The organism is Lachnoclostridium sp. An118 (assembly GCF_002160985.1).
In the GTDB taxonomy this organism is placed as follows: domain Bacteria; phylum Bacillota; class Clostridia; order Lachnospirales; family Lachnospiraceae; genus Claveliimonas; species Claveliimonas stercoravium.
Window position 1 is genome coordinate 1 of the sequence record NZ_NFLQ01000014.1, and the last position, 19,924, is coordinate 19,924.

Annotated in this window: 18 protein-coding genes; 15 read left to right on the top strand and 3 right to left on the bottom strand. The window is 46.7% G+C overall.

Annotated features, from left to right (window positions below):
• Positions 1 to 66: 66 nt before the first annotated feature.
• On the bottom strand, positions 67 to 1,695 hold the full coding sequence (locus tag B5E62_RS11840; protein ID WP_087174780.1) for an IS1182 family transposase: 1,629 nt from the start codon (positions 1,693 to 1,695) through the stop codon (positions 67 to 69).
• A 126-nt stretch (positions 1,696 to 1,821) separates the two neighbouring features.
• Positions 1,822 to 2,040, bottom strand: a complete 219-nt coding sequence (locus B5E62_RS17680) for a helix-turn-helix domain-containing protein (protein WP_087174781.1) — start codon at positions 2,038 to 2,040, stop codon at positions 1,822 to 1,824.
• An 80-nt stretch (positions 2,041 to 2,120) separates the two neighbouring features.
• On the opposite strand from B5E62_RS17680, the gene B5E62_RS11850 reads away from it, so the two are divergent.
• The 9 genes from B5E62_RS11850 (at position 2,121) to mscL (ending at position 12,745) form a co-directional block, all read left to right on the top strand.
• On the top strand, positions 2,121 to 2,369 hold the full coding sequence (locus tag B5E62_RS11850) for a hypothetical protein (protein WP_087174782.1): 249 nt from the start codon (positions 2,121 to 2,123) through the stop codon (positions 2,367 to 2,369).
• Between the two features lie 656 nt (positions 2,370 to 3,025).
• Positions 3,026 to 5,833 (top strand): DNA methyltransferase, encoded by a 2,808-nt coding sequence (locus B5E62_RS11855; protein ID WP_076780381.1) that lies wholly within the window; start codon positions 3,026 to 3,028, stop codon positions 5,831 to 5,833.
• A complete protein-coding gene (locus B5E62_RS11860) occupies positions 5,834 to 6,775 on the top strand; it encodes a restriction endonuclease (protein ID WP_087174783.1) in 942 nt (313 codons plus the stop codon).
• Positions 6,776 to 6,822: 47 nt separating this feature from the next.
• Complete coding sequence (locus B5E62_RS11865; protein ID WP_076780385.1) at positions 6,823 to 7,014, top strand: hypothetical protein; 192 nt, start codon at positions 6,823 to 6,825, stop codon at positions 7,012 to 7,014.
• A gap of 4 nt (positions 7,015 to 7,018) precedes the next feature.
• Positions 7,019 to 8,152, top strand: coding sequence for a YcjF family protein (locus tag B5E62_RS11870; RefSeq protein WP_076780387.1), 1,134 nt, complete (start codon positions 7,019 to 7,021; stop codon positions 8,150 to 8,152).
• A 587-nt stretch (positions 8,153 to 8,739) separates the two neighbouring features.
• Positions 8,740 to 9,372 carry a CHC2 zinc finger domain-containing protein gene (locus B5E62_RS11875; protein WP_087174848.1) on the top strand — a complete coding sequence of 211 codons (633 nt, stop codon included), beginning with the start codon at positions 8,740 to 8,742 and terminating at the stop codon, positions 9,370 to 9,372.
• Positions 9,299 to 10,666 (top strand): DNA primase family protein, encoded by a 1,368-nt coding sequence (locus tag B5E62_RS11880; RefSeq protein ID WP_087174784.1) that lies wholly within the window; start codon positions 9,299 to 9,301, stop codon positions 10,664 to 10,666. The genes B5E62_RS11875 and B5E62_RS11880 overlap by 74 nt, the downstream gene beginning before the upstream one ends.
• A 163-nt stretch (positions 10,667 to 10,829) precedes the next feature.
• Positions 10,830 to 12,110, top strand: coding sequence for a tyrosine-type recombinase/integrase (locus tag B5E62_RS11885; RefSeq protein WP_242957891.1), 1,281 nt, complete (start codon positions 10,830 to 10,832; stop codon positions 12,108 to 12,110).
• Positions 12,111 to 12,346: 236 nt separating this feature from the next.
• The gene (gene mscL, locus B5E62_RS11890; RefSeq protein WP_033124672.1) at positions 12,347 to 12,745 is read left to right on the top strand and encodes a large conductance mechanosensitive channel protein MscL; all 399 of its coding nucleotides are present in this window, start codon (positions 12,347 to 12,349) and stop codon (positions 12,743 to 12,745) included.
• 82 nt (positions 12,746 to 12,827) lie between these two features.
• Here the strand turns inward: mscL and B5E62_RS11895 are convergent, their stop codons facing one another.
• Complete coding sequence (locus B5E62_RS11895; RefSeq protein WP_087174785.1) at positions 12,828 to 14,111, bottom strand: aminotransferase class V-fold PLP-dependent enzyme; 1,284 nt, start codon at positions 14,109 to 14,111, stop codon at positions 12,828 to 12,830.
• A 145-nt stretch (positions 14,112 to 14,256) separates the two neighbouring features.
• On the opposite strand from B5E62_RS11895, the gene B5E62_RS11900 reads away from it, so the two are divergent.
• The 6 genes from B5E62_RS11900 (at position 14,257) to B5E62_RS11925 (ending at position 19,915) form a co-directional block, all read left to right on the top strand.
• A complete protein-coding gene (locus B5E62_RS11900; protein ID WP_087174786.1) occupies positions 14,257 to 15,168 on the top strand; it encodes a LysR family transcriptional regulator in 912 nt (303 codons plus the stop codon).
• Positions 15,169 to 15,340: 172 nt separating this feature from the next.
• Positions 15,341 to 16,075: a 5-oxoprolinase subunit B family protein gene (locus B5E62_RS11905; protein ID WP_087174787.1), complete on the top strand. Its 735-nt coding sequence runs from the start codon at positions 15,341 to 15,343 to the stop codon at positions 16,073 to 16,075.
• Positions 16,076 to 16,078: 3 nt separating this feature from the next.
• Positions 16,079 to 17,032: a biotin-dependent carboxyltransferase family protein gene (locus B5E62_RS11910; protein WP_087174788.1), complete on the top strand. Its 954-nt coding sequence runs from the start codon at positions 16,079 to 16,081 to the stop codon at positions 17,030 to 17,032.
• Between the two features lie 49 nt (positions 17,033 to 17,081).
• Positions 17,082 to 17,522 carry an acetyl-CoA carboxylase biotin carboxyl carrier protein gene (gene accB / locus B5E62_RS11915; protein WP_087174789.1) on the top strand — a complete coding sequence of 147 codons (441 nt, stop codon included), beginning with the start codon at positions 17,082 to 17,084 and terminating at the stop codon, positions 17,520 to 17,522.
• Positions 17,523 to 17,536: 14 nt separating this feature from the next.
• The gene (gene accC / locus B5E62_RS11920) at positions 17,537 to 18,880 is read left to right on the top strand and encodes an acetyl-CoA carboxylase biotin carboxylase subunit (RefSeq protein ID WP_087174790.1); all 1,344 of its coding nucleotides are present in this window, start codon (positions 17,537 to 17,539) and stop codon (positions 18,878 to 18,880) included.
• A gap of 75 nt (positions 18,881 to 18,955) precedes the next feature.
• Positions 18,956 to 19,915, top strand: a complete 960-nt coding sequence (locus B5E62_RS11925) for a D-2-hydroxyacid dehydrogenase (RefSeq protein ID WP_087174791.1) — start codon at positions 18,956 to 18,958, stop codon at positions 19,913 to 19,915.
• Positions 19,916 to 19,924 lie beyond the last annotated feature (9 nt).

Here is a 19,924-nt window from a genome sequence, read left to right on the forward strand (position 1 = left end):
CTTTTCTGCTTGAAAAAGCGCAGACCTCCCCTTTCCTGTCTGTTTAGCGTTTTGAACTTTCTAAATTTATGCGCTCTTCTTTAACGCAAACAGATGTGTCCCGGTTTTTCCGTTTTGGATTTTTTGATGCAGTTTCCTGACATTATGCGCAATCGCCAACAGAATACTTTGTGCTTCTACATTCGCTTTTCCACGGTATCGGAATCTTCGGAAGCCTGTATCCTCTTTCAGATCACCAAAGCTTCCCTCGGACTGGATACTCCGGTTCACCCGCAGCAGAATCCCCTCTTCACTGGTAATCCTCTTCAGGTCTTCCTCCCGGTACTGATTGAACTTCCGGGAAACATACAAATTTTTCGTCCTGTCTTCGAACGGAACCTTACTGTGGTTCCCTTTGATACATTCTTTTTTGTAGGGACATCCGCTGCAGTCTTCACAACTGTAAATGGTCGTTTTTCTCTCATATCCTGTCTTTGTTTTTTCTTTCTTTATCTTACTGACTTTCAGTCTTTTCCCCTTGTGGCAGGTGTAGGTGTCCGACTGCGGATCATATTTCATATTTTCTACCCTGCCGATGTCGTTTTGATAAGAACGCTTTTTCCCGATCTCATAATTCGCCGGCTTGATAAATGCCTCTTTCTTTTCTTTCTCCAGATAAGCGTAATTCTCTTCACTTTCATATCCTGCATCCGCCGTAACTCTCTGGTATTTAAAATCATCTACGTATTCTTCCAGATCCTTAAAAAATGGGATCAGTGTTGTAGTATCTGTAGGCTGCGGTCCTACGGTAAGCCAGGTGATATATTCTGAATCAACACCATGCTGGATATTATATCCGGCTTTAAGCTGACCGTTCCCCATTGCGTCTTCTTTCATCCTCATAAAAGTTGCATCATGGTCTGTCTTAGAATAACTGTTCCTGTCTCCACACACATAAAGTTTCTGTGTATACTCTTTGAGCTTCTCCAGATATTGCTCCAGTGTTTCAATACTTTTCTGCAATGGGGATTTCCTTTTCCCTGTCCCATGTACAAACTCGATCCCCTCGTCCGCTTTCAGCCTGTACAGCTTTTTCCGGAGCTTTTTCAGGTGTTTTACGGTGACTTTATTCTGATAAACAATCTTTAGGCCATACATTTCCTCGCAGGATTCTACAAAGGCTGCAAGCTTCTTTAGAAGTTTTTCCAGGTTTTTTGTTGTCGCCTTTTTCCAGACAAAAGTGTATTTATTCGCATAAGCCTCGATCTTTGTTCCGTCAATAAAGATGTCTTCTCCTGAAATTTCCCCAATACTGTAAAGGAACTTCGTGACGGCGGCCAGGATCTTTTTCGAACACAATGCGAAATGCAGGGTATGGAAACGGGCAAAAGTTGCATGGTCAGGCACGGGAGCGCCTTCCAACAGGAACATAAAGTTGATATCCCTGCGGCAGGCCTCCTCCATATCACGGGAAGAAAAGGCCCCGTTCATATAAGCATAAAGCACAATCTTAAGGATGGTGCGCGGCGACGGATTTTCGGGTATCCTCTGATACGTCGAATATAAGTCAGATAAATCCATCTCCTCCACAAACTGACTCAGCAGCCGCACAGAATCATCTGCCGGGATCATGCAGTCAATATTTAACGGAAGTTTTAATTGATAACCGTTTTGATTCAGGGTATAATCTTTTTGTAAAATATTTAATTTTTCCATAACTATATTTTACACCTTTTGCCGGGCTTTGTTTAGCCCGGCATTTGGTTTATTTTGGAAAAGAAAAGAGGCCATCGCACTAATCACTTAGTGCGACAGCCCCCTTTTTCGCTGGTAAAATGAATTTTATAATGACTGGTCTGTATCACTTGGAATATACCTGCATATCTCCTGAATATCACAATTCAGAATACGGCAGAGATCATTCAGCGTTGTAGTATTCAACGGTTTGTTCTTACGCAGCTTATCTATCGTAGAACTGGAGATATGGTGTTTGTTGATCAATGTATATGTTGACTCGTTTGATTTCTTTAATGTTTCCCAGAAAGGACTGTAATCAATCATGGCATACCTCCTATGGTTAAAGGATAGTATGTGGTTGTTTTATTGACTATAGTCGCTAAAAAGACTACAATATTAGAGAAATGAAATGGACAAAAGAACAACAGGAAAGATTTGAAAAATTTATATTGGGCGATGATATGGATTTTTACGAGGAATACACGATCCATTTGACAGATGAGGAACAGGAAAAATTTTTCGCGGAGAATCCAGAGTTTATGTCTGAATACCCTATCAGCCGTAACATGATACATCTGTTAAGGGATCCCATGTACAGAGGTTTGATGAGAAAGATCAAGAAATATGAAACGGGCGAAAGAGAAAAATATTGATTGCATCCTTTATTTTGTACCATCGCGATGAGACTTTTTTGAGGTTCAAAGGAGACAGGCGATAGAAACATTGCCTCAATGAACTCAGGGCCCAGTTGGATGATCTGATCAGCCGTTTGGATATTGCAGGGATTTCAATCACAAGCCGGATATATGCAGGTATGGGAAGGTAGAGTTCCCAGCAAGAGTACTGCCGCGTGAAATGCAAATGGCAGAGTTTCTGTTTTGGTATTACCGGGGTGGATCTTGCTCTGCTGAAAATTTAACCTGATATGAAATGCAAATGTCTTTTAAAATAATCCATAATTGCAAGACGGGAACAATGCGGAACTGGCTGTACATTGAGTCGGGATAAGCCTTCTGTCTGAATGTATCTGCTGCGACCGACTGCAGTCGGGAGCCAAAATGTTTTCCGTGTTTGAATGATCGCGGTATCTGATAACATAAAGAAAACACCGAGGGCATGGGAAGCGGAATTCCCATCAAGAGCAAGACCACGGAGAATGCAAAAGACAGAAATGCTGCTTTTGTATTACGGGGTGGATCTTGCTCTTTGAAAATTATTTGTTCCATGATAGAATTTATGTATGTTTAAGGTGTTGTTTGATTATAGACAGTCAGACGGTATACTAATTTTATAATTCGAGGGTTCTATTATGACAGACGCTGAAAGAAGAGAGGCTGCCCGCCAGTTTTATAATAAATGGGCAGGAAGAGGAAGAGAAGACGAGGATGACAGATCCTATTGGCTGGATATATTGGAACGTATTCTTGGGGTAGAGAATGCAACAGATCATATTGATTTTCAGAAGAAAGTTGTTGTGGATGGAAACACAAAACGGATTGATGCTTACATTCCGGAGACTGGCGTTCTGATCGAGCAGAAAACATTGGGAATTCCTTTGGATAAAAAAATCAATCAGTCCGGAGGTATTATGCTCACGCCTTATGAGCAGGCAAAGCGATATAATGATAATCTGCCGTATGATGAGCGGGCGCGATGGATTGTTACGTCCAATTTCTCAGAAATCTGGATTTATGACATGAATGCAAAAGTGCCAGAGCCGGTAAAACTGCAGCTTGATAACCTGCAGGCGCAGTATGCTAGTCTGGATTTTTTGATAAAGAAAGAAGTTCAAAAAGTTAATCTTGAGATGGAGATTTCGCTGCAGGCTGGTGAGATTGTAGGAAGGTTATATGATGCGTTTCTTCGGCAATATAAAGAACCAGACAATTCGGAAACTCTGAAAAGCCTAAATAAGCTATGTGTCCGGATCGTATTCTGCTTGTATGCCGAGGATGCCGGGATTTTTGGACGCCGCAACATGTTCCATGATTATATGCGGCAGTTTTCTGCAAATACAGCACGTAAAGGATTGAGAGAGCTTTTTCAGGTGCTTGACCAGAAGCAGGAAGAGCGGGATGAGTATCTTGCAGATGATGATCCGTTACTTGCATCGTTTCCATACGTTAATGGCGGTTTGTTTTCGGATGAAAACATTGAGATACCACCATTGACGGATGAAATTCTTCGTTTGATTTTAGAGAATGCCAGTGATGATTTTGACTGGTCGAAAATATCGCCGACAATCTTCGGTGCGGTGTTTGAAAGTACACTGAATCCAGAGACACGTCGTTCTGGTGGCATGCACTATACAAGTATAGAAAATATCCATAAGGTTATCGATCCTCTGTTTTTGGATGATCTCAGGAAAGAACTGGATGAGATCACGTCGATCGATGTGATCCGGACAAAGCGACTGAAATTGGAAACATACCAGAATAAAATTGCTTCACTCTCTTTCCTTGATCCGGCCTGTGGGAGCGGAAACTTCCTGACGGAAACCTATCTCAGCCTCCGGAGACTGGAAAACCGTGTGATCCGTATGCTGTACGATATGGAGAAAGGACAGGTGTCCGGGCAGATATCTTTTGCTGATGAGACAATGAATAATCCGATCAAAGTATCCATCTCTCAGTTCTATGGAATAGAGATCAATGATTTTGCCGTCACTGTCGCAAAAACAGCTCTGTGGATTGCGGAAAGTCAGATGATGAAAGAGACGGAAGATGTGGTACATATGAATCTGGATTTCCTTCCATTGAAGACTAATGCGCATATTGTTGAGGGGAATGCGTTAAGGATTGATTGGAATAGCGTGATTTCGGCAGAGAGATTATCCTATATCATGGGAAATCCGCCGTTTGTAGGGGCAAGGCTTATGTCTGCGGTGCAGAAAGAAGACGTATTTGCTATTTTTAATAGTGTGAAAAATAACGGAAATCTTGATTACGTGTCATGTTGGTATCAAAAAGCAACTGATATGATGAAGGGAACATCAATTAGAACAGCGCTTGTTTCAACAAATAGCATTACACAAGGAGAACAGGTATCTATTCTTTGGAAAAATCTTATGGGAAATGGCGTACATATTGATTTTGCATATAGAACTTTTCTGTGGGATAGTGAAGCAAGTTTGAAAGCACATGTTCATTGCGTTATTGTTGGTTTTAGTGTTGCACCTAATGATAAAGGGAAGCGGTTGTATGATAAAGGAAAAGTTAAAATTGTTGATAATATAAATGGTTATCTTGTTGAGGCTGAAAATATATTTATCGGTAGTCGCACAAAACCACTTTGCGATATTCCAGAGATTGGTATAGGGAATAAGCCTATTGATGGGGGGTATTATTTGTTTACTGAAGATGAAATGGTAGAATTTGTAAAAAAAGAACCAAAAGCCAAACAATATTTCAAAAAATGGCTCGGTTCAAAAGAATTTATCAATGGATATTTTAGGTATTGCTTATGGCTTGGAGAATGTTCTCCAAAAGAATTGCGTTCTATGCCAGAATGTTTAAAAAGGGTAGAAGCGGTAAAACGATTTAGATTGGAAAGTACAAGTGCAGGTACAAGAAAGCTTGCTGCTAATCCAACACATTTTCATGTTGAGAATATGCCAAGAACAAATTATATTCTTATCCCAGAGGTGTCTTCTGAACGACGCCGCTATGTACCAATGGGATTTATGACTCCAGAAGTACTTTGTAGTAATCTTGTGAAAATTGTACCGGATGCGACACTATATCATTTTGGAATTTTGACATCTAATGTTCATATGGCCTGGATGAGAGCGGTATGTGGAAGGCTAAAAAGTGACTATCGATATTCCAAAGATGTGGTTTATAATAATTTTCCATGGCCTTCACCTACGGAAGAACAGAGAAAGAAAATTGAGCAGACAGCACGGCAGATTTTAGATGCGCGGAAATTATATCCGGATGATTCTCTTGCGGATCTATATGATCCTCTGACTATGCCGCCTGAATTGCGGAAAGCGCATGCGGAGAATGATAAGGCTGTTATGAATGCTTATGGATTCTCTGTCCGCAATATGTCAGAAGAGGATTGTGTTGCGGAACTGATGAAACTTTATCAGATGCTTACAAAGAAAAATACTTAAATGGCGAAAAGAGGTGTCGAAAAGGTGTATTTTGATAAGTTAAATTCTGAGGAACAGGTAACTTATCTGATCAAACCTATTATTGAAGTTCTCCAGGAAGCGGGCGGACAGCTGGAACGATCAGAAATCAGAGATCGGATTGGAGAAAAAGACGAGAGGATTGCGGAGTTTGAACAGAAACTGTACACGTCTGGCAAAACCGGAAATCAATATAAAAAGTTTGATTTTAAGTTTAATTTTGCTATCAAAGAATTAAGTTATGTTGGGATCATCTCTTATATCAAGTACAATCCTAAAATTACACTTACGCAAAAAGGAGCAGGCATTGTTCTTGACTCTTTTGATGCGGCAATAGAGGTGCATGATAAAGCCAAGGAGTATTGGGCGGAACAGTCTGCTAAAAACAAAAATAAAAATCCAGTGCCTGAAGGTCAAACTGTGGAAGACGGTGAAGAGGAAACTTCGACAGAGGATGGGATTGTAGATGACTTCAAAGTGAGACTGCAAAGTGCGATTGCTAGTATGTCACCGGCTAAATTTGAACAGTTTTCCAGAGCGCTGCTCACAAAAATGGGAGTTCAGTTTACCAACAAAGGTATTCAGATATCTAATGACGGTGGTATTGACGGATATGGATATCATGTGGATGAAGAGGATTTCAGAACCACCAGGGTGGTGATTCAATGCAAGAGATATAATACAAATCCGGTAAGCGAACCGGAAATCAATCAATTTCTCGGAGCAATGAACAAGTTTCAAGCAGACTACGGTGTTTTTATTACAAACAGCAGATTTACCAATAAAGCACGGGAAGCTGCAAGAGAAGGCACACCGATTACTCTGATTGACGGAAACGATCTGATCAGATTAGTGATTAAGTATGAACTTTTTATTACCCCTGTTACCACATACGTTTTGGATGATTTCTATTTGGATGAATAAAAAATATTCTTTATAAAAAAGTTCTGACTAAGACGGGAGGCAGTGTCATGAGTAAAGGAAAGATAATTTACTGGTTTATTGGACTTGCGACTGTAACGACCATAGGTTTTTTAGTGATTCCGTCACTGATGAAGAAATATAGTAACAAGCTCTATAAATTTTCGCTTAAGAAGGACAAAATTGATTTTGAGAACATGGGACCCGAAGTTCTGAAGAAAGAAAAAATTAAGGGGGAATAAGCAAATGACTATTGATACAGATAAGGTAGCACAGGAGGCCATAGACGCAATAGCTGAGAAGATTAAGAATTTGAATTCTTTAAATATTATAGTGGCTGGTAAGACAGGAGTGGGTAAAAGTACGCTTATCAATGCTGTGTTTCGTGACAAACTTGCTGAGACTGGTATGGGAAAACCAGTGACAGATCATATGCGTAAAATAAGCAAGAAAGGAATTCCTCTTGCTATATACGACACAAGAGGATTTGAACTCGGAAAAGAAGTACAGCAGCAAGTCAAACAGGAAGTTATGGAAACTATTAGTAATGGACTTGCGACTAAGGACATTAATAAGGCGATTCACTGTATTTGGTATTGTATTAATACTGCATCAAATCGTGTGGAACCAGAAGAGATCGAGTGGTTAAAGGAACTTTCAAAAGAGAATCAGATAACACAGGTTCCAATAATTGTTGTATTGACACAGTCTTTTTCCAAAAAGAATGCGGACGCAATGAGGAAGATGATTCTTAACGAAAATTTAGACGTAGTTCAGGTTGTTCCCGTATTAGCAGAGGATTACGAGATTGACGAAGAGTATGTCGCAAAATCTTATGGACTAGATGTCTTGATTCATGTAATGGGGGAAGCATTGCCGGATGAGCTGATGGATACTCTGCAAAATGTTCAGATAGCGAGTCTGGCTGAGAAAAAGAAAAGAGCGCAAGCTGCGATAGCTACGGCGACACTGGCGGCTGCGGGAGAAGGTGCAGCACCGATTCCGTTTTCGGATTGCGCATTGCTTATCCCGACTCAGCTTGGCATGATTGCATCAATTACGGTTATATTTGGTTTCGACATCAATAAAAGCATTCTTACCGCGTTCCTTTCATCAACATTAGGATCAGGAGGTGCGACGCTATTAGGAAAAACTGTAGTATCCAATTTGGTTAAATTTATTCCTGGGATTGGAACTGCTGCAGGTGGTGCTATTTCTGCGGCAACAGCAGGTATACTTACAGCAGCACTTGGAGAAGCATACATAGGAATTATGACGATGGTGTTTAATGGTGAAATGGAAATTGATGATCTTGACACTAAAAGAGGAAAAGATCAGATGGCAGCCCTATTTAAACATGAATTGAAAAAGAAGAGATAAGAAAACATTGAAATTGCTGCAAGAGGTTTGAGTGATATAATTCGACAAGGCCCTTCTCGCTTCAGTCCATAACGATAAAATATCTTTTGCCCATCGGAATTAAATCCGGCGGGCGGGACTAGCTTTATGTTTTGGTTGTACCTCAATTTTCGTTCTGGTCTTTATAGAAATTTTGATTTTCAAAGGAAATTGCCCTTTGGCTCGGAGATTCCAATAGGGACGAATAGCATCTTTGTTGGCAAGGGAATACCGAAAGAAAATGCATTATTACATGTGTTTTTGATGATTTCTATTTAGATGAATAATTAAATTATTATATAGTCATTAGGAATACAAACCTGATGACTGTATTTTTTTGTGCAAATTTACTTGGTCTACATTGTATAACTTCCCCTCTCCTGTGTGAGTGGTGAAGGGAAAATAATTGGGTGTTGAGTGGTAGATCTTTTGCGAAACATATAAAATTTTGATAGAAAATATATTTTTTGCAATTCCACGCTGTAAAATCGCTCGATTTCCTTTCTATAGATGAAGGGGTGATCACTTCCCTTCAAAGACTGTTGCAGAGCGAAAGGAAGGGATAGGAAATGAATGTGTATGAAGCAGTCAAAAGCACAGTGACCACCAGGCAGGCGGCGGAATATTACGGGATCAAAGTGACAGGCAGGGGCATGGCACGCTGTCCGTTCCATCATGACCGGCATCCCAGCATGAAGCTGGATCAGAGATTTCATTGTTTCGGGTGTCAGGCAGATGGAGATGTGATTGATTTCGTGGCGGGATATTTTAGCCTGTCTGTCCGTAAAGCGGCCCTGAAACTGGCAGATGATTTTGGAATCCGGTATGAGAAGCAGCGGCCGCCGAATCGTGGGAAACGAAAAAAGAAGGTAAAAGCAGCGTCATTGGAACAGAACTATAAAAAACTGGAAAGACAGTGCTTTTCCATACTTGGGCAGTATCGGGAACATCTTTTGTTTTGGAAAAAACAGTATGCACCGGAAGAACCGGATACGGACTGGGATCCCAGGTTTTGTGAAGCACTGGATCGGATTCCCAGAGTGGAGTATCTGAAGGATATTCTGTTGTGCGCTCCTCTGGAAGAACGGGTGGAACTTCTGCTGTCCGCCGGAAAGGAGATCCTCGGGTATGCAGGAAAACTTCAAGAGCCTGAAACCGGAACAGCTGGAAGCCCTGAAACAGTTGCTGGGCGAGTCAGATAATGTACAGCTTCCTGATGTTTCGGACTGGTTTGACGGGAAGCAGATTGATGAGATCGCCTTCGGTGAGTATCTGCTGCGGAAGAAAGAACGGAAATGCATCCACGGTAAACTTTATGATCTGGACGGAGAAATCAGTGATGAGGTGATCCGCAAAGAGATCCTGGATGAGATCCGGCCCTATCAGAAAACCAATGTGGCAAAGATGGTGGATCGGATCCTGGGTACATTGAAGCTGATGTGCCAGTGTGAAATGCCTCCGTTAAAAGAAGACCGGGTTCATTTTTCCAATGGAACGTATTATCTGGACGGAACTTTTACAGAAGAAAAAGAATGGACGATGAACCGCCTTCAGGTACGATATGATCCGGACGTGCCAAAACCGGAGAAGTGGCTGGAATTTCTGAATGATCTGCTGGAGAAAGAGGATATTCCGGTTCTGCAGGAATTCATGGGTTATACGATGATCCCCAGCAACCGGGCCCAGAAGATGCTCCTGATCATCGGAAAAGGCGGCGAGGGGAAAAGCCGGATCGGACGGGTACTGCGCGCGATCCTGGGCGATAACATGAACACCGGAAGTATCCAGAAGCTGGAGAATGACCGGTTCAACCGCGCCGATCAGGAAGGGAAACTTCTGTTCATGGACGATGATATGCGGATGGAAGCATTGCCATCCACCAACAATATCAAGAGCATTGTCACGATGGAAGATAAGATCGATCTGGAACGGAAGGGAAAACAGAGCGTACAAGGCTATCTGTTCTCTCGGATCATCGGTTTTGGCAACGGATCATTGAAATCTCTCCATGATCAGTCCTATGGGTTCTATCGCAGACAGATCCTTCTGACGACAAAAGACCGGCCTGTCGACCGGAAGGATGACCGGTATCTGGGGGATAAGCTGATCCGGGAGACAGAAGGGATCGTACTGTGGTGTCTGGAAGGACTGCACAGACTGGTCCGGAACGGATTTGAATTCAGCATCAGCGACCGGGCAAGGAAGAACCTGGAAGATCTGATGGAGAATGAGAACAATATCATTTCATTCCTGAATTCTGCCGGATACGTGAGAAGGGAAGACGGAACCTATGCCAGTTCCAGGCGGCTTTACGCTGCCTACCGGAAATGGTGCGAGGACAATCTGGAAAGGCCCAGGGCAGAGAATACTTTCAAGAAGTATCTGAATGAGAATGCAGAAACACTGGGGCTGACCTATGATAAGAATCTTCCCGGCAGAAATGGGAAGACCGTTCGAGGCTTCCGCGGGATCCATGTGGAAGTCCGTACAGAGTAACAGAAAATGATCCAGGCACTTCAGGCGGCCCAGGCGGGTAAAAATGACTTCTTTTTTTATTTTATAGTTTATTTCTGTTTGAGAAGTGAAATAAACTGCCTAAACTGCCTAAGTCCTGAAAAATATAGAAAAACCGTAACTTTCAAACTGCCTGAAGGCTGCCTTGAAACTGCCTGACAGCATACAGGCCCTGTCCTTGTTTGGAGGGAAACTGCGTAAAGGAGGTGACCGGCAAATAGAGAGAAAAGAACTGAATGATGTATTGCAGTACGCTCTTGAAAACGGTATGATTGATGTGAAATACGTTCAAGAGCAGATTGCTTTGAATAAACGAAAGGAATTGATAGAAAAACATCCATATAGTATATGGAAAGGCAAAGAGGGACTCTGGCATACCTATTTGCCGGATGCTGAGAAAAAACGGATACACAAGAGGAGCAGTACGCGTCAGGGAATAGAAGATATTGTTGCGGATTACTGGAAGGCACAGATGGAAAACCCGACGGTGAAGGATGTTTACGAACAGTGGATTACAGGGAAACTTTCCAGAGAAGAAATATCTGTTGCCACCAAAAACAGATATGACAGAAAATTTTCAGAATGTATGGAAGTGTTCGGCAGGCGTAAAATAAAATCCGTGTCAGAATATGAAATTGAAGATTTCATTCTGAACATTATCCATGAAAAGAATCTGACTGCAAAAGGGTACAGTAATCTCAGGACACTTATTTATGGGATCTTTAAGCTGGCAAAAAAGAAAAAGTACATTGATTTCAGTATCACAGAAGTGATCTCTGATATGGAAATCTCAAGAAAAGCATTCCGAAGAAATCAGCAGCCGGATGAGGCACTGGTGTTTTCCGAGGAAGAAACTGACCAGATCATTCAGTACATTATTTCTTCGCAGCTGGATCTTATTAATCTCGGACTCCTTCTGGCGTTTAAGACGGGTGTCAGACCTGGTGAGCTGGCCGCACTGAAGAAGGAAGATCTCTTGGATAGAAGTGTTGATGTACACAGAACAGAGATCCATTATCAAAATGAGGATGGCGAAAATGTGTATGAGGTACGGGATTTTCCAAAGACAGAAGCCGGCATAAGAACCGTACTGATCCCGAAACAGGCGTTATGGATTGTAAAAGAGATTAAGAGGCAAAATCCGTTTGGCGAATATGTGTTTATGAAGAACGGGAAGCGGATCCGGACTTACAGTTTTACGTGGCGGTTGAAGTCCATCTGCCAGAAACTGGATATTCCGATCAGGTCGCTGAACAAAATCCGGAAAACATACGGGACGATCCTGCTGGACAGCGGTGCGGAAGAATCTTTTATTATTTCTCAGATGGGGCATACGGATATTAAGACTACAAAGAATTATTACTACAAGGATCGGAAGAGCATGAGACAGAAGATCGAAGCGATCGATCAGGTGGCGGGTCTCTGATGTCAGGTGTATCAAAAGTGTATCAAAGTGTATCAAATGCAATGTGCCGCAAACGCAGTAACCACAAGGGATTGCGGGCTTTTAGGCCGGGGTTCGATTCCCCTCGGAGTCACTGAAGGATCTTCGAAGTGCAGTCATGCAGTCTCGAAGATCTTTTTTTGTTGTAAGGGGCATTCGCCCCCTGCGGAAAACGCTCCGCCTCAGAGGCGGGCAGGACAAAAGAAGAAAGGAAGAAAATGAAGAAGTTTATCGAGGAATTCAAGACATTTGCCCTCCGGGGAAATATGATGGATATGGCCATTGGTGTCATTATCGGCGGTGCCTTTTCCGGGATCGTCACATCGCTCACGGACAATTTTATCAACCCCATCCTGAATGTGGTTACAGGGGGACGGCTGTACAGCCTGCAGGATGTGGCAGGATTTGCCTCTGCCTTTCTGTCCTCTCTGGTCAATTTCTTTATCATGGCGTTTGTGCTGTTCTGCCTGCTGAAGGGAGTCAATAAGCTGATGAGCCTTGGGAAAAAGCCGGAGGCGGAGACGGCGCCGACAACAAAGAAATGCCCCTACTGCATGAGCGAGATCGATATTGCGGCAACCCGCTGCCCGCACTGCACTTCTCAGCTTGCGGAATAATACGGCGAGAGGCCCGCAGACACTGTGAATGTCTGCGGGCCTCTCAATGTATATCATGAAATGAGTAAAGAGTGGAGCATATTTATACGGACTCGGCAATCTCCTTTGTGATCCTCAGGAATTTGTCGATGTCCTCTGTGCCGTGGCAGTGAAGCGGTGATACGCGGATCGCTCCGGGAATCCCCAGCGTATCCACGATCCTCTTGGAGTACATGCTGCTTCTCACGCGCTCAAATACGGTGACGCCGCGCTTCATGTACTCGACCACGCAGTCGGGGTAGTCGATCCCCTTGATGCCCATGGCAACGATCAGGTCTTTGTATGTAAGGTCTTCCATGTCCACGTAAACCTCCACGTTCGGGATGTGGCGAAGACCCGGGGTCCCCGGGGTTCCCTCCAGCATACGGTACAGAAGAGCACGCTCCTGCATATGGATGCGGGTCATGCCCTCCACAAAGAGCTCGCGCTTGTCCTGGCTGTGGATGAAATGCTCGCCGATGGAGCATACATAGTCGATGACAGCCATCATGGCGGCAAAGTTGCCGGGGGTAGGTGTTCCCAGCGCCCACACGTTGGCGTCCTTGAAGGTCAGCTTGTGGTGCATCATGGTAGCTACCCGGTCAGATACGTAGGCAAATCCGCAGCCTCTCACGCCGAAGAATTTATAGGGCGCGATGTTGGCGGCGTCCACGCCCCAGTCCTCCACGTCGATGACAGCGTGGGGCGCGTGCTGCACAGTATCCGTGATCACATAGCACTCCGGGTTGACTTCCTTTACCCTGCGAACGATCTCCTTGATGTCCATGATGTTTCCGGAAATATTGGAGGCGGCCATGATGCTGACAAGACAGGTGTCCTTGTCTACATATTTCATCACTTCGTCCGCGTCAATTCCGCCGGTGGTCCTGTTGGCCGGAACCTCCCGGAACTCTCTTCCTGTCTTTGTGCAGGCGTACTCGACAGCATCGTGTGCTGACGGGTGCTCCAGGCAGGATGTAACAGCATTTGTTCCCCATTTTACATTGCTTAAGATGACATCCACGATCTGGAACATAGTCTGGGAAGCGGACAGCTCTGTCACGAGAGCGCCGCTCTTCGCGCCGAAGATAACCTCCAGTATTTCCTTTGTTCCCTCGGATACATAGTGAGCCAGCTTCAGCCCTCTGGCATAGTTCCTCTCCGGGCAGTCCGGAAACTGCTCTGCAGCCATCTTGGCCTCAACGGCTGCTTTCAGGCGAAGTGATCCGCCGGAGTTCTCAAAGAAAAGACGGGGTCCGTAGAGCGGATCCGCATCAGCGTAACAGAACTGAGCTTTCAGGTGTTTCTGATAGTCTTCCGGGAATAAAATTCCATGTTCTGCGTTCATAGTTTTTCCTCCTTTTCATCAGGATTAAGTCCCCTTTGTTTGTTGCCTTTATCATATCATGCACAAAAAAAATTGTGAAATGAATATTTTTGTTGTATAATATTGAAAAAATTTATATTTGCCGGCGCAAAAGGAGGGGAAGAACATGAACTTGGCGGAGATTGAGACGTTCCTGATGATCGTAAAGACAAAAAACATTACAAAGACAGCGGAAAATCTGTTCCTGTCCCAGCCCACCGTGAGCCACAGGCTGAAATCCCTGGAGGATGAGCTGGATGTAAAGCTCATCACAAGAAAGAAGGGGTACAAGCAGATTGAGCTGACCACCCAGGGGGAGGAGTTTATCCCCATTGCGGAGCGGTGGGTCTCTATCTGGCAGGAGATGCAGCTTCTGAAGCATACCCAGGACAGGCTGTACCTGACAGTGGGGTGTACGGATACCATGAACAGCGCCATTTTCTTTGACCTGTACAGGCAGATCTTAAAAGAGAAGGACCATGTGATAAACCTTCATATTAAAACGCACTACTCCTATGAGCTCTATGGACTCCTGGAGAACCATGAGATCGACATCGGCTTTGTGTACCACCATCTCCACTTTAAAAATATCGTGACAGAGCCCATCATGAGGGAGAAGATGTACATCCTGCAGTCCGCGCGGATGGCGTCCCAGCAAAACGCTATCCACACGGATGACCTGGATCCCCAGAAAGAAATCTTCGTGAGCTGGGAGGCCAACTATCAGATCTGGCATGACCAGACCATCAGCAAGGGAGAGTGGCCCAGGATCCAGGTGGACACCTTTGAACTCCTCTTCCACCTGCTGTCGGACGAGACACTGTGGGCCATCGTGCCCGTCTCCGTGGCGGAGCGGATCGCCAGCCTGCGGCCGGTTCATATCAGCGAGATTGCCAACAGCAGCCCGCCCCCGGAGAGGATCACCTACAAGATCAAGCACAAGTATCCGAACGAGGCCACTCTGAAGGCGGTGAACGCCTTTGAGAAGAAGATCAGCGCCTATCTGCGGACAAAGGACTGGGGCTTTGTGGGCAAATAGAGGGAGAAATATAGAAAAAATTAATATATACCACAAAAATAATTTATTTTATGAAAGAAAACCCTTGTGCTATACTGTAAATAATTAATAAAGAAACGTGTAAATTGAACGAGAAATTGAGACAATTTACCGAAAGAAAGCAAAACGTAAACAAACGAAAGGAGCGGAGGAGATGGAGGCTAAATTTCTGACAGGTGGCGATGAGTCGGTCTATGTACAGCTCGGCGATGAGATCAGCCTGGAGGTCAACCAGAAGGTGAAGGATCTGATGCACAAGCTGGAGGCGGATCCGGTTGACGGAATTGCGGAGATGGTTCCTACATACGCTACACTGATGATCCACTATAAGCCTGAGAAGATCTTGTATGCCCAGCTGGTGGGGGAAATCAAAAAACGCATGGTGGAGACAGGGGAAAAGAAGGAAGAGGTATCCCAGATTGTAAAGGTGCTCCCCATCTGTTATGACAGGGAGTTTGCCCTGGATCTGGACGAGTGTGCGGCCTTTGAGAAGGTTTCTGTGGAGGAGTTTATCCGCATGCATTCGGAACATGAATACTATGCGTATATGCTGGGTGTTGCTCCGGGACATGCCTATATGGCAAGGTTCGAGGAGCCCTTCCATTTTAAGAGGAGGACTGAACCGAGAGTGAGGATTAATGGCCGTTCTATCGTGGCAGCCGAGAACCAGTCCAACCTGATCCCCTTTGATCAGCCATGCGGATGGAACGTGGTGGCTGGCACCCCCTTAAATATTTGCGATTATTCCAAGAAGGAGCCTTTCCTGGTCAATGCGGGGGACTGGGTGAAATACCAGCCTGTCAGCAGGAAGGAGTATGATCAGATCCGTGCGGATGTGGAGAGAGGAACCTATAAGCTGGAAACATATGTAAAAAAGGCGGTGAAATAGAAGATGGGAATCGTTGTTGAAAATCCAGGAATACAGACGACTGTACAGGACGAGGGGCGTTTCGGATATCAGCAGTACGGCGTGTCGCCGGCAGGGCCCATGGATACAAAGTCCTTTTTCCTTGCCAATATTCTGGCGGGAAATAAGAGAGGGGAGAGCGCCCTTGAGGTGACCTTTATGGGACCCACGCTGAAGTTTGAGAAAGACAATATCATTGCGGTGACAGGAGCAGACGTGTCCCCCACAGTGAACGGTGAGCCGATCCCCATGTACCAGGCAGTGCTTGTCCATGCGGGAGACACCCTTTCCTTTGGCGTGGCAAACGGCGGCAGCAGGGCTTATATAGCCTTTTGCGGAGGGCTGGATGTCCCGGCTGTTATGGGGAGCAAGTCTACGCTCATGAGGAACAAGCTGGGCGGAGTTGAAGGACGCAAGCTGGAGAAAGGCGATCATATCGGTTTTGTGAACCCGAAGACCAGTTTGCCGAAGATGGAGCTGCGGAAGCTGGAGCCGGAAAAGTTCCCCCAGAAGGATATTACGGTCAGGGTGGTGACTGGCCCCCAGGACACCGCCTTTACGGAAGAGGAAGTGAGGAAATTTTTCTGGTACAGCGCCACCATTACCAATGAATCTGACAGAATGGGGATCCGTCTGGAGCGGGAGGAGCCCCTGCACCATATCAAGGACGGAAATATACTGACCGATGGCGTGGCATTCGGGTCTATCCAGGTGCCTACCAACGGACAGGTCATCATCATGATGGCGGATCGGCAGACAACAGGAGGATACACGAAGATCGGAACCGTCATTTCCGTGGATCTGCCCAAGCTGGCTCAGGCCCAGCCCGGGTTTAGAGTGCACTTTGTGAGAGTGGGCATCCAGCTGGCACAGGAGCTGTACCTGCGCCAGTTAAAAGAGCTGAAGAACCTGGAGAGATATCTGGGACAGAGAAGCTGACGGACACTGCCGCCGCATAGCGGCAGACATAAAGAAGGGAAAGAAGAAAATGAAGCTTGAGAAGATCACGGCCCTGCTCCACGAGGTGGACAGGACAGGCGTGACAGAATTTGAGGTACAGGACGGGGACTTCCGCCTCTCCATCCGGAAGACGGCGGCGGCCGCGGATGGGGAGAACACATGCCAGACGGCCTCCGGGGCTGTGAGCCCGCAGGAGGCGCCCCGGGAGCAGGAGGCGGTGTCCATCCAGGAAGGGACCATTATCCGCTCGCCTCTTGTAGGCATCTTCCACGCCTCCGACAGCCAGAGCACGGAGCCCCTTGTGACAGTGGGCAGCAGAGTCGAGCAGGGACAGGTAATGGGAGCGATCGAGGCAATGAAGATGATGAACGACGTGGTGGCAGGATGCGACGGAACTGTGTCCGAGGTGCTTGTGAAGGACGGAGACCTGGTAGAGTACGCACAGCCTCTCTTCGTCATTGAAGGATAGGGAGCAGGGAAAAGATGTTTCGAAAAATACTGATTGCAAACAGGGGCGAGATCGCCGTGCGCGTCATCCGGGCCTGCCGGGAGATGGGCATCCGCACTGTGGCGGTGTACTCCGAGGCGGACGAGGACGCCATGCACGTGAGGCTGGCGGACGAGGCGGTCTGCATCGGGCCGGCGGCGCCCTCGGCCAGCTACCTGGATATGGACCGGCTTATCAGCACGGCCCTGGCCACAAAGGCGGAGGCCATCCATCCGGGATTTGGCTTTCTCTCGGAGAACGCGGCTTTTGCGGACAAATGCGCCAAGTTTGGCATCGCGTTTATCGGACCCTCCGGTGAACTGATCGACAAGATGGGAAATAAATCCGAGGCCAAGCACACCATGAAGGAGGCGGGTATCCCGGTGGTGCCGGGTACCGACAGCCCGGTGTACGAGGCGGGGGAGGCCCTGGAGGCTGCCGAGATCATCGGCTTTCCGGTCATGATCAAAGCCTCCGCGGGGGGCGGCGGCAAGGGTATGCGCCTTGCCTGGAACAGCCAGGAATTCCCGGCCCTCTTCCATGCGGCAAAGCAGGAGGCGGTGAACGCTTTCGGGGACGGCAGCATGTACCTGGAGCGGTACGTACAGTCTCCCCGCCACATTGAAGTCCAGATCATGGCCGACAAATTCGGCAATGTGGTCCACCTGGGCGAGAGGGACTGCTCGGTCCAGAGAAGGCACCAGAAGATGATAGAGGAGTCGCCCTGCGCCTTCATCTCCCCGGAGACGAGGGAGCGGATATGCGCCACAGCAGTGCAGGCGGCGAAGGCTGTGGGCTATGAGAACGCGGGGACCATCGAGTTCCTTCTGGATCAGTCCGGCGAGTTCTTCTTTATGGAGATGAACACAAGGATCCAGGTGGAGCACCCGGTCAGCGAGCTGGTATCCGGCGTGGACCTGATAAGGGAGCAGATTCATGTGGCTGCAGGACTTCCGCTGAGCGTCAAGCAGGAGGATATCCTGTTCCGGGGACATGCCCTGGAGTGCAGGATCAACGCGGAGGATCCTATACATAATTTCATGCCCTGCCCGGGGACAGTGGAGAAGCTCTACCTGCCGGGAGGCAACGGGGTGCGGATGGACACGGCCATTTACCCCGGCTACACGATCCCGCCCTACTATGACTCCATGATCGTCAAGATCATTGCCTACGACAGGGACAGGATGAGCGCCATCCGGAAGATGATCAGCGTTCTGGGAGAGTTCAGGATCAGGGGCGTGACCACCAACCTGGATTTCCTCTACGATGTGCTCAATCATCCGGATTTCCAGAGCGGTATGTTCAGTACAGACTTCATAGAGAGACACTATGAGCTGTAGGATATAGAGTCACTATCAACAAGAGGCCGGACATCGGGCCGGCAAAGTTTCAAGACAAGAAAGGAAGAAATGAGTATGAAGATCGTAGTATTAGACGGCTACACATTAAATCCGGGAGACATCTCCTGGGAGGGGATGGAGGCATTTGGCGACCTGACAGTCTATGATAGGACAAAGGCCGAGGACGTGGCAGAGCGCATCGGCGACGCGGAGGTTGTCTACACAAACAAGACTCCCATCACAAAAGAGACGCTGGACGCCTGCCCTAATGTGAAATTTATCGGCGTGCTGGCTACCGGCTACAACATCGTGGACACGGCGGCTGCAAAGGAAAAGGGTATTCCGGTATCCAATATCCCTACATACGGGACAGCGGCTGTATCCCAGTTCGCCATCGGACTTCTCCTGGAGCTGTGCCACCACATCGGAGAGCACTCTGACGCGGTAAAGGCCGGCGAGTGGACAAGCAATCCGGACTGGTGCTTCTGGAAATATCCCCTTGTGGAGCTGGACGGCAAGACAATGGGTATCATCGGATTTGGCCGCATCGGACAGGACACAGGAAAGATCGCCCAGGCTCTCGGCATGAAGGTGCTGGCATACGACTCCTTCCCGAAAAAAGAGCTGGAGAGCGAGACCTGCCACTACGCGGATCTGGACACAGTGCTTGGGGAGTCCGATGTGATCGCCCTTCACTGCCCGCTCTTCCCGGACACAGAGGGCATTATCAATAAAGACACTATCGCAAAGATGAAGGACGGCGTTATGATCATCAACAACTCCAGAGGGCCGCTCATTGTAGAGCAGGATCTGCGGGACGCCCTTGACAGCGGAAAGGTGGCAGGAGCTGCCGTGGACGTTGTATCCACAGAGCCCATCCAGATGGACAACCCGCTGATCGGAGCGAAGAACGTGATCATCACCCCCCACATTTCCTGGGCTCCCAAGGAGTCAAGACAGAGGCTGATGGACATCGCGGTTGACAACCTGAAGTGCTACGTGGACGGCAAACCGCAGAATGTCGTAAATGCATAAATAATTTCA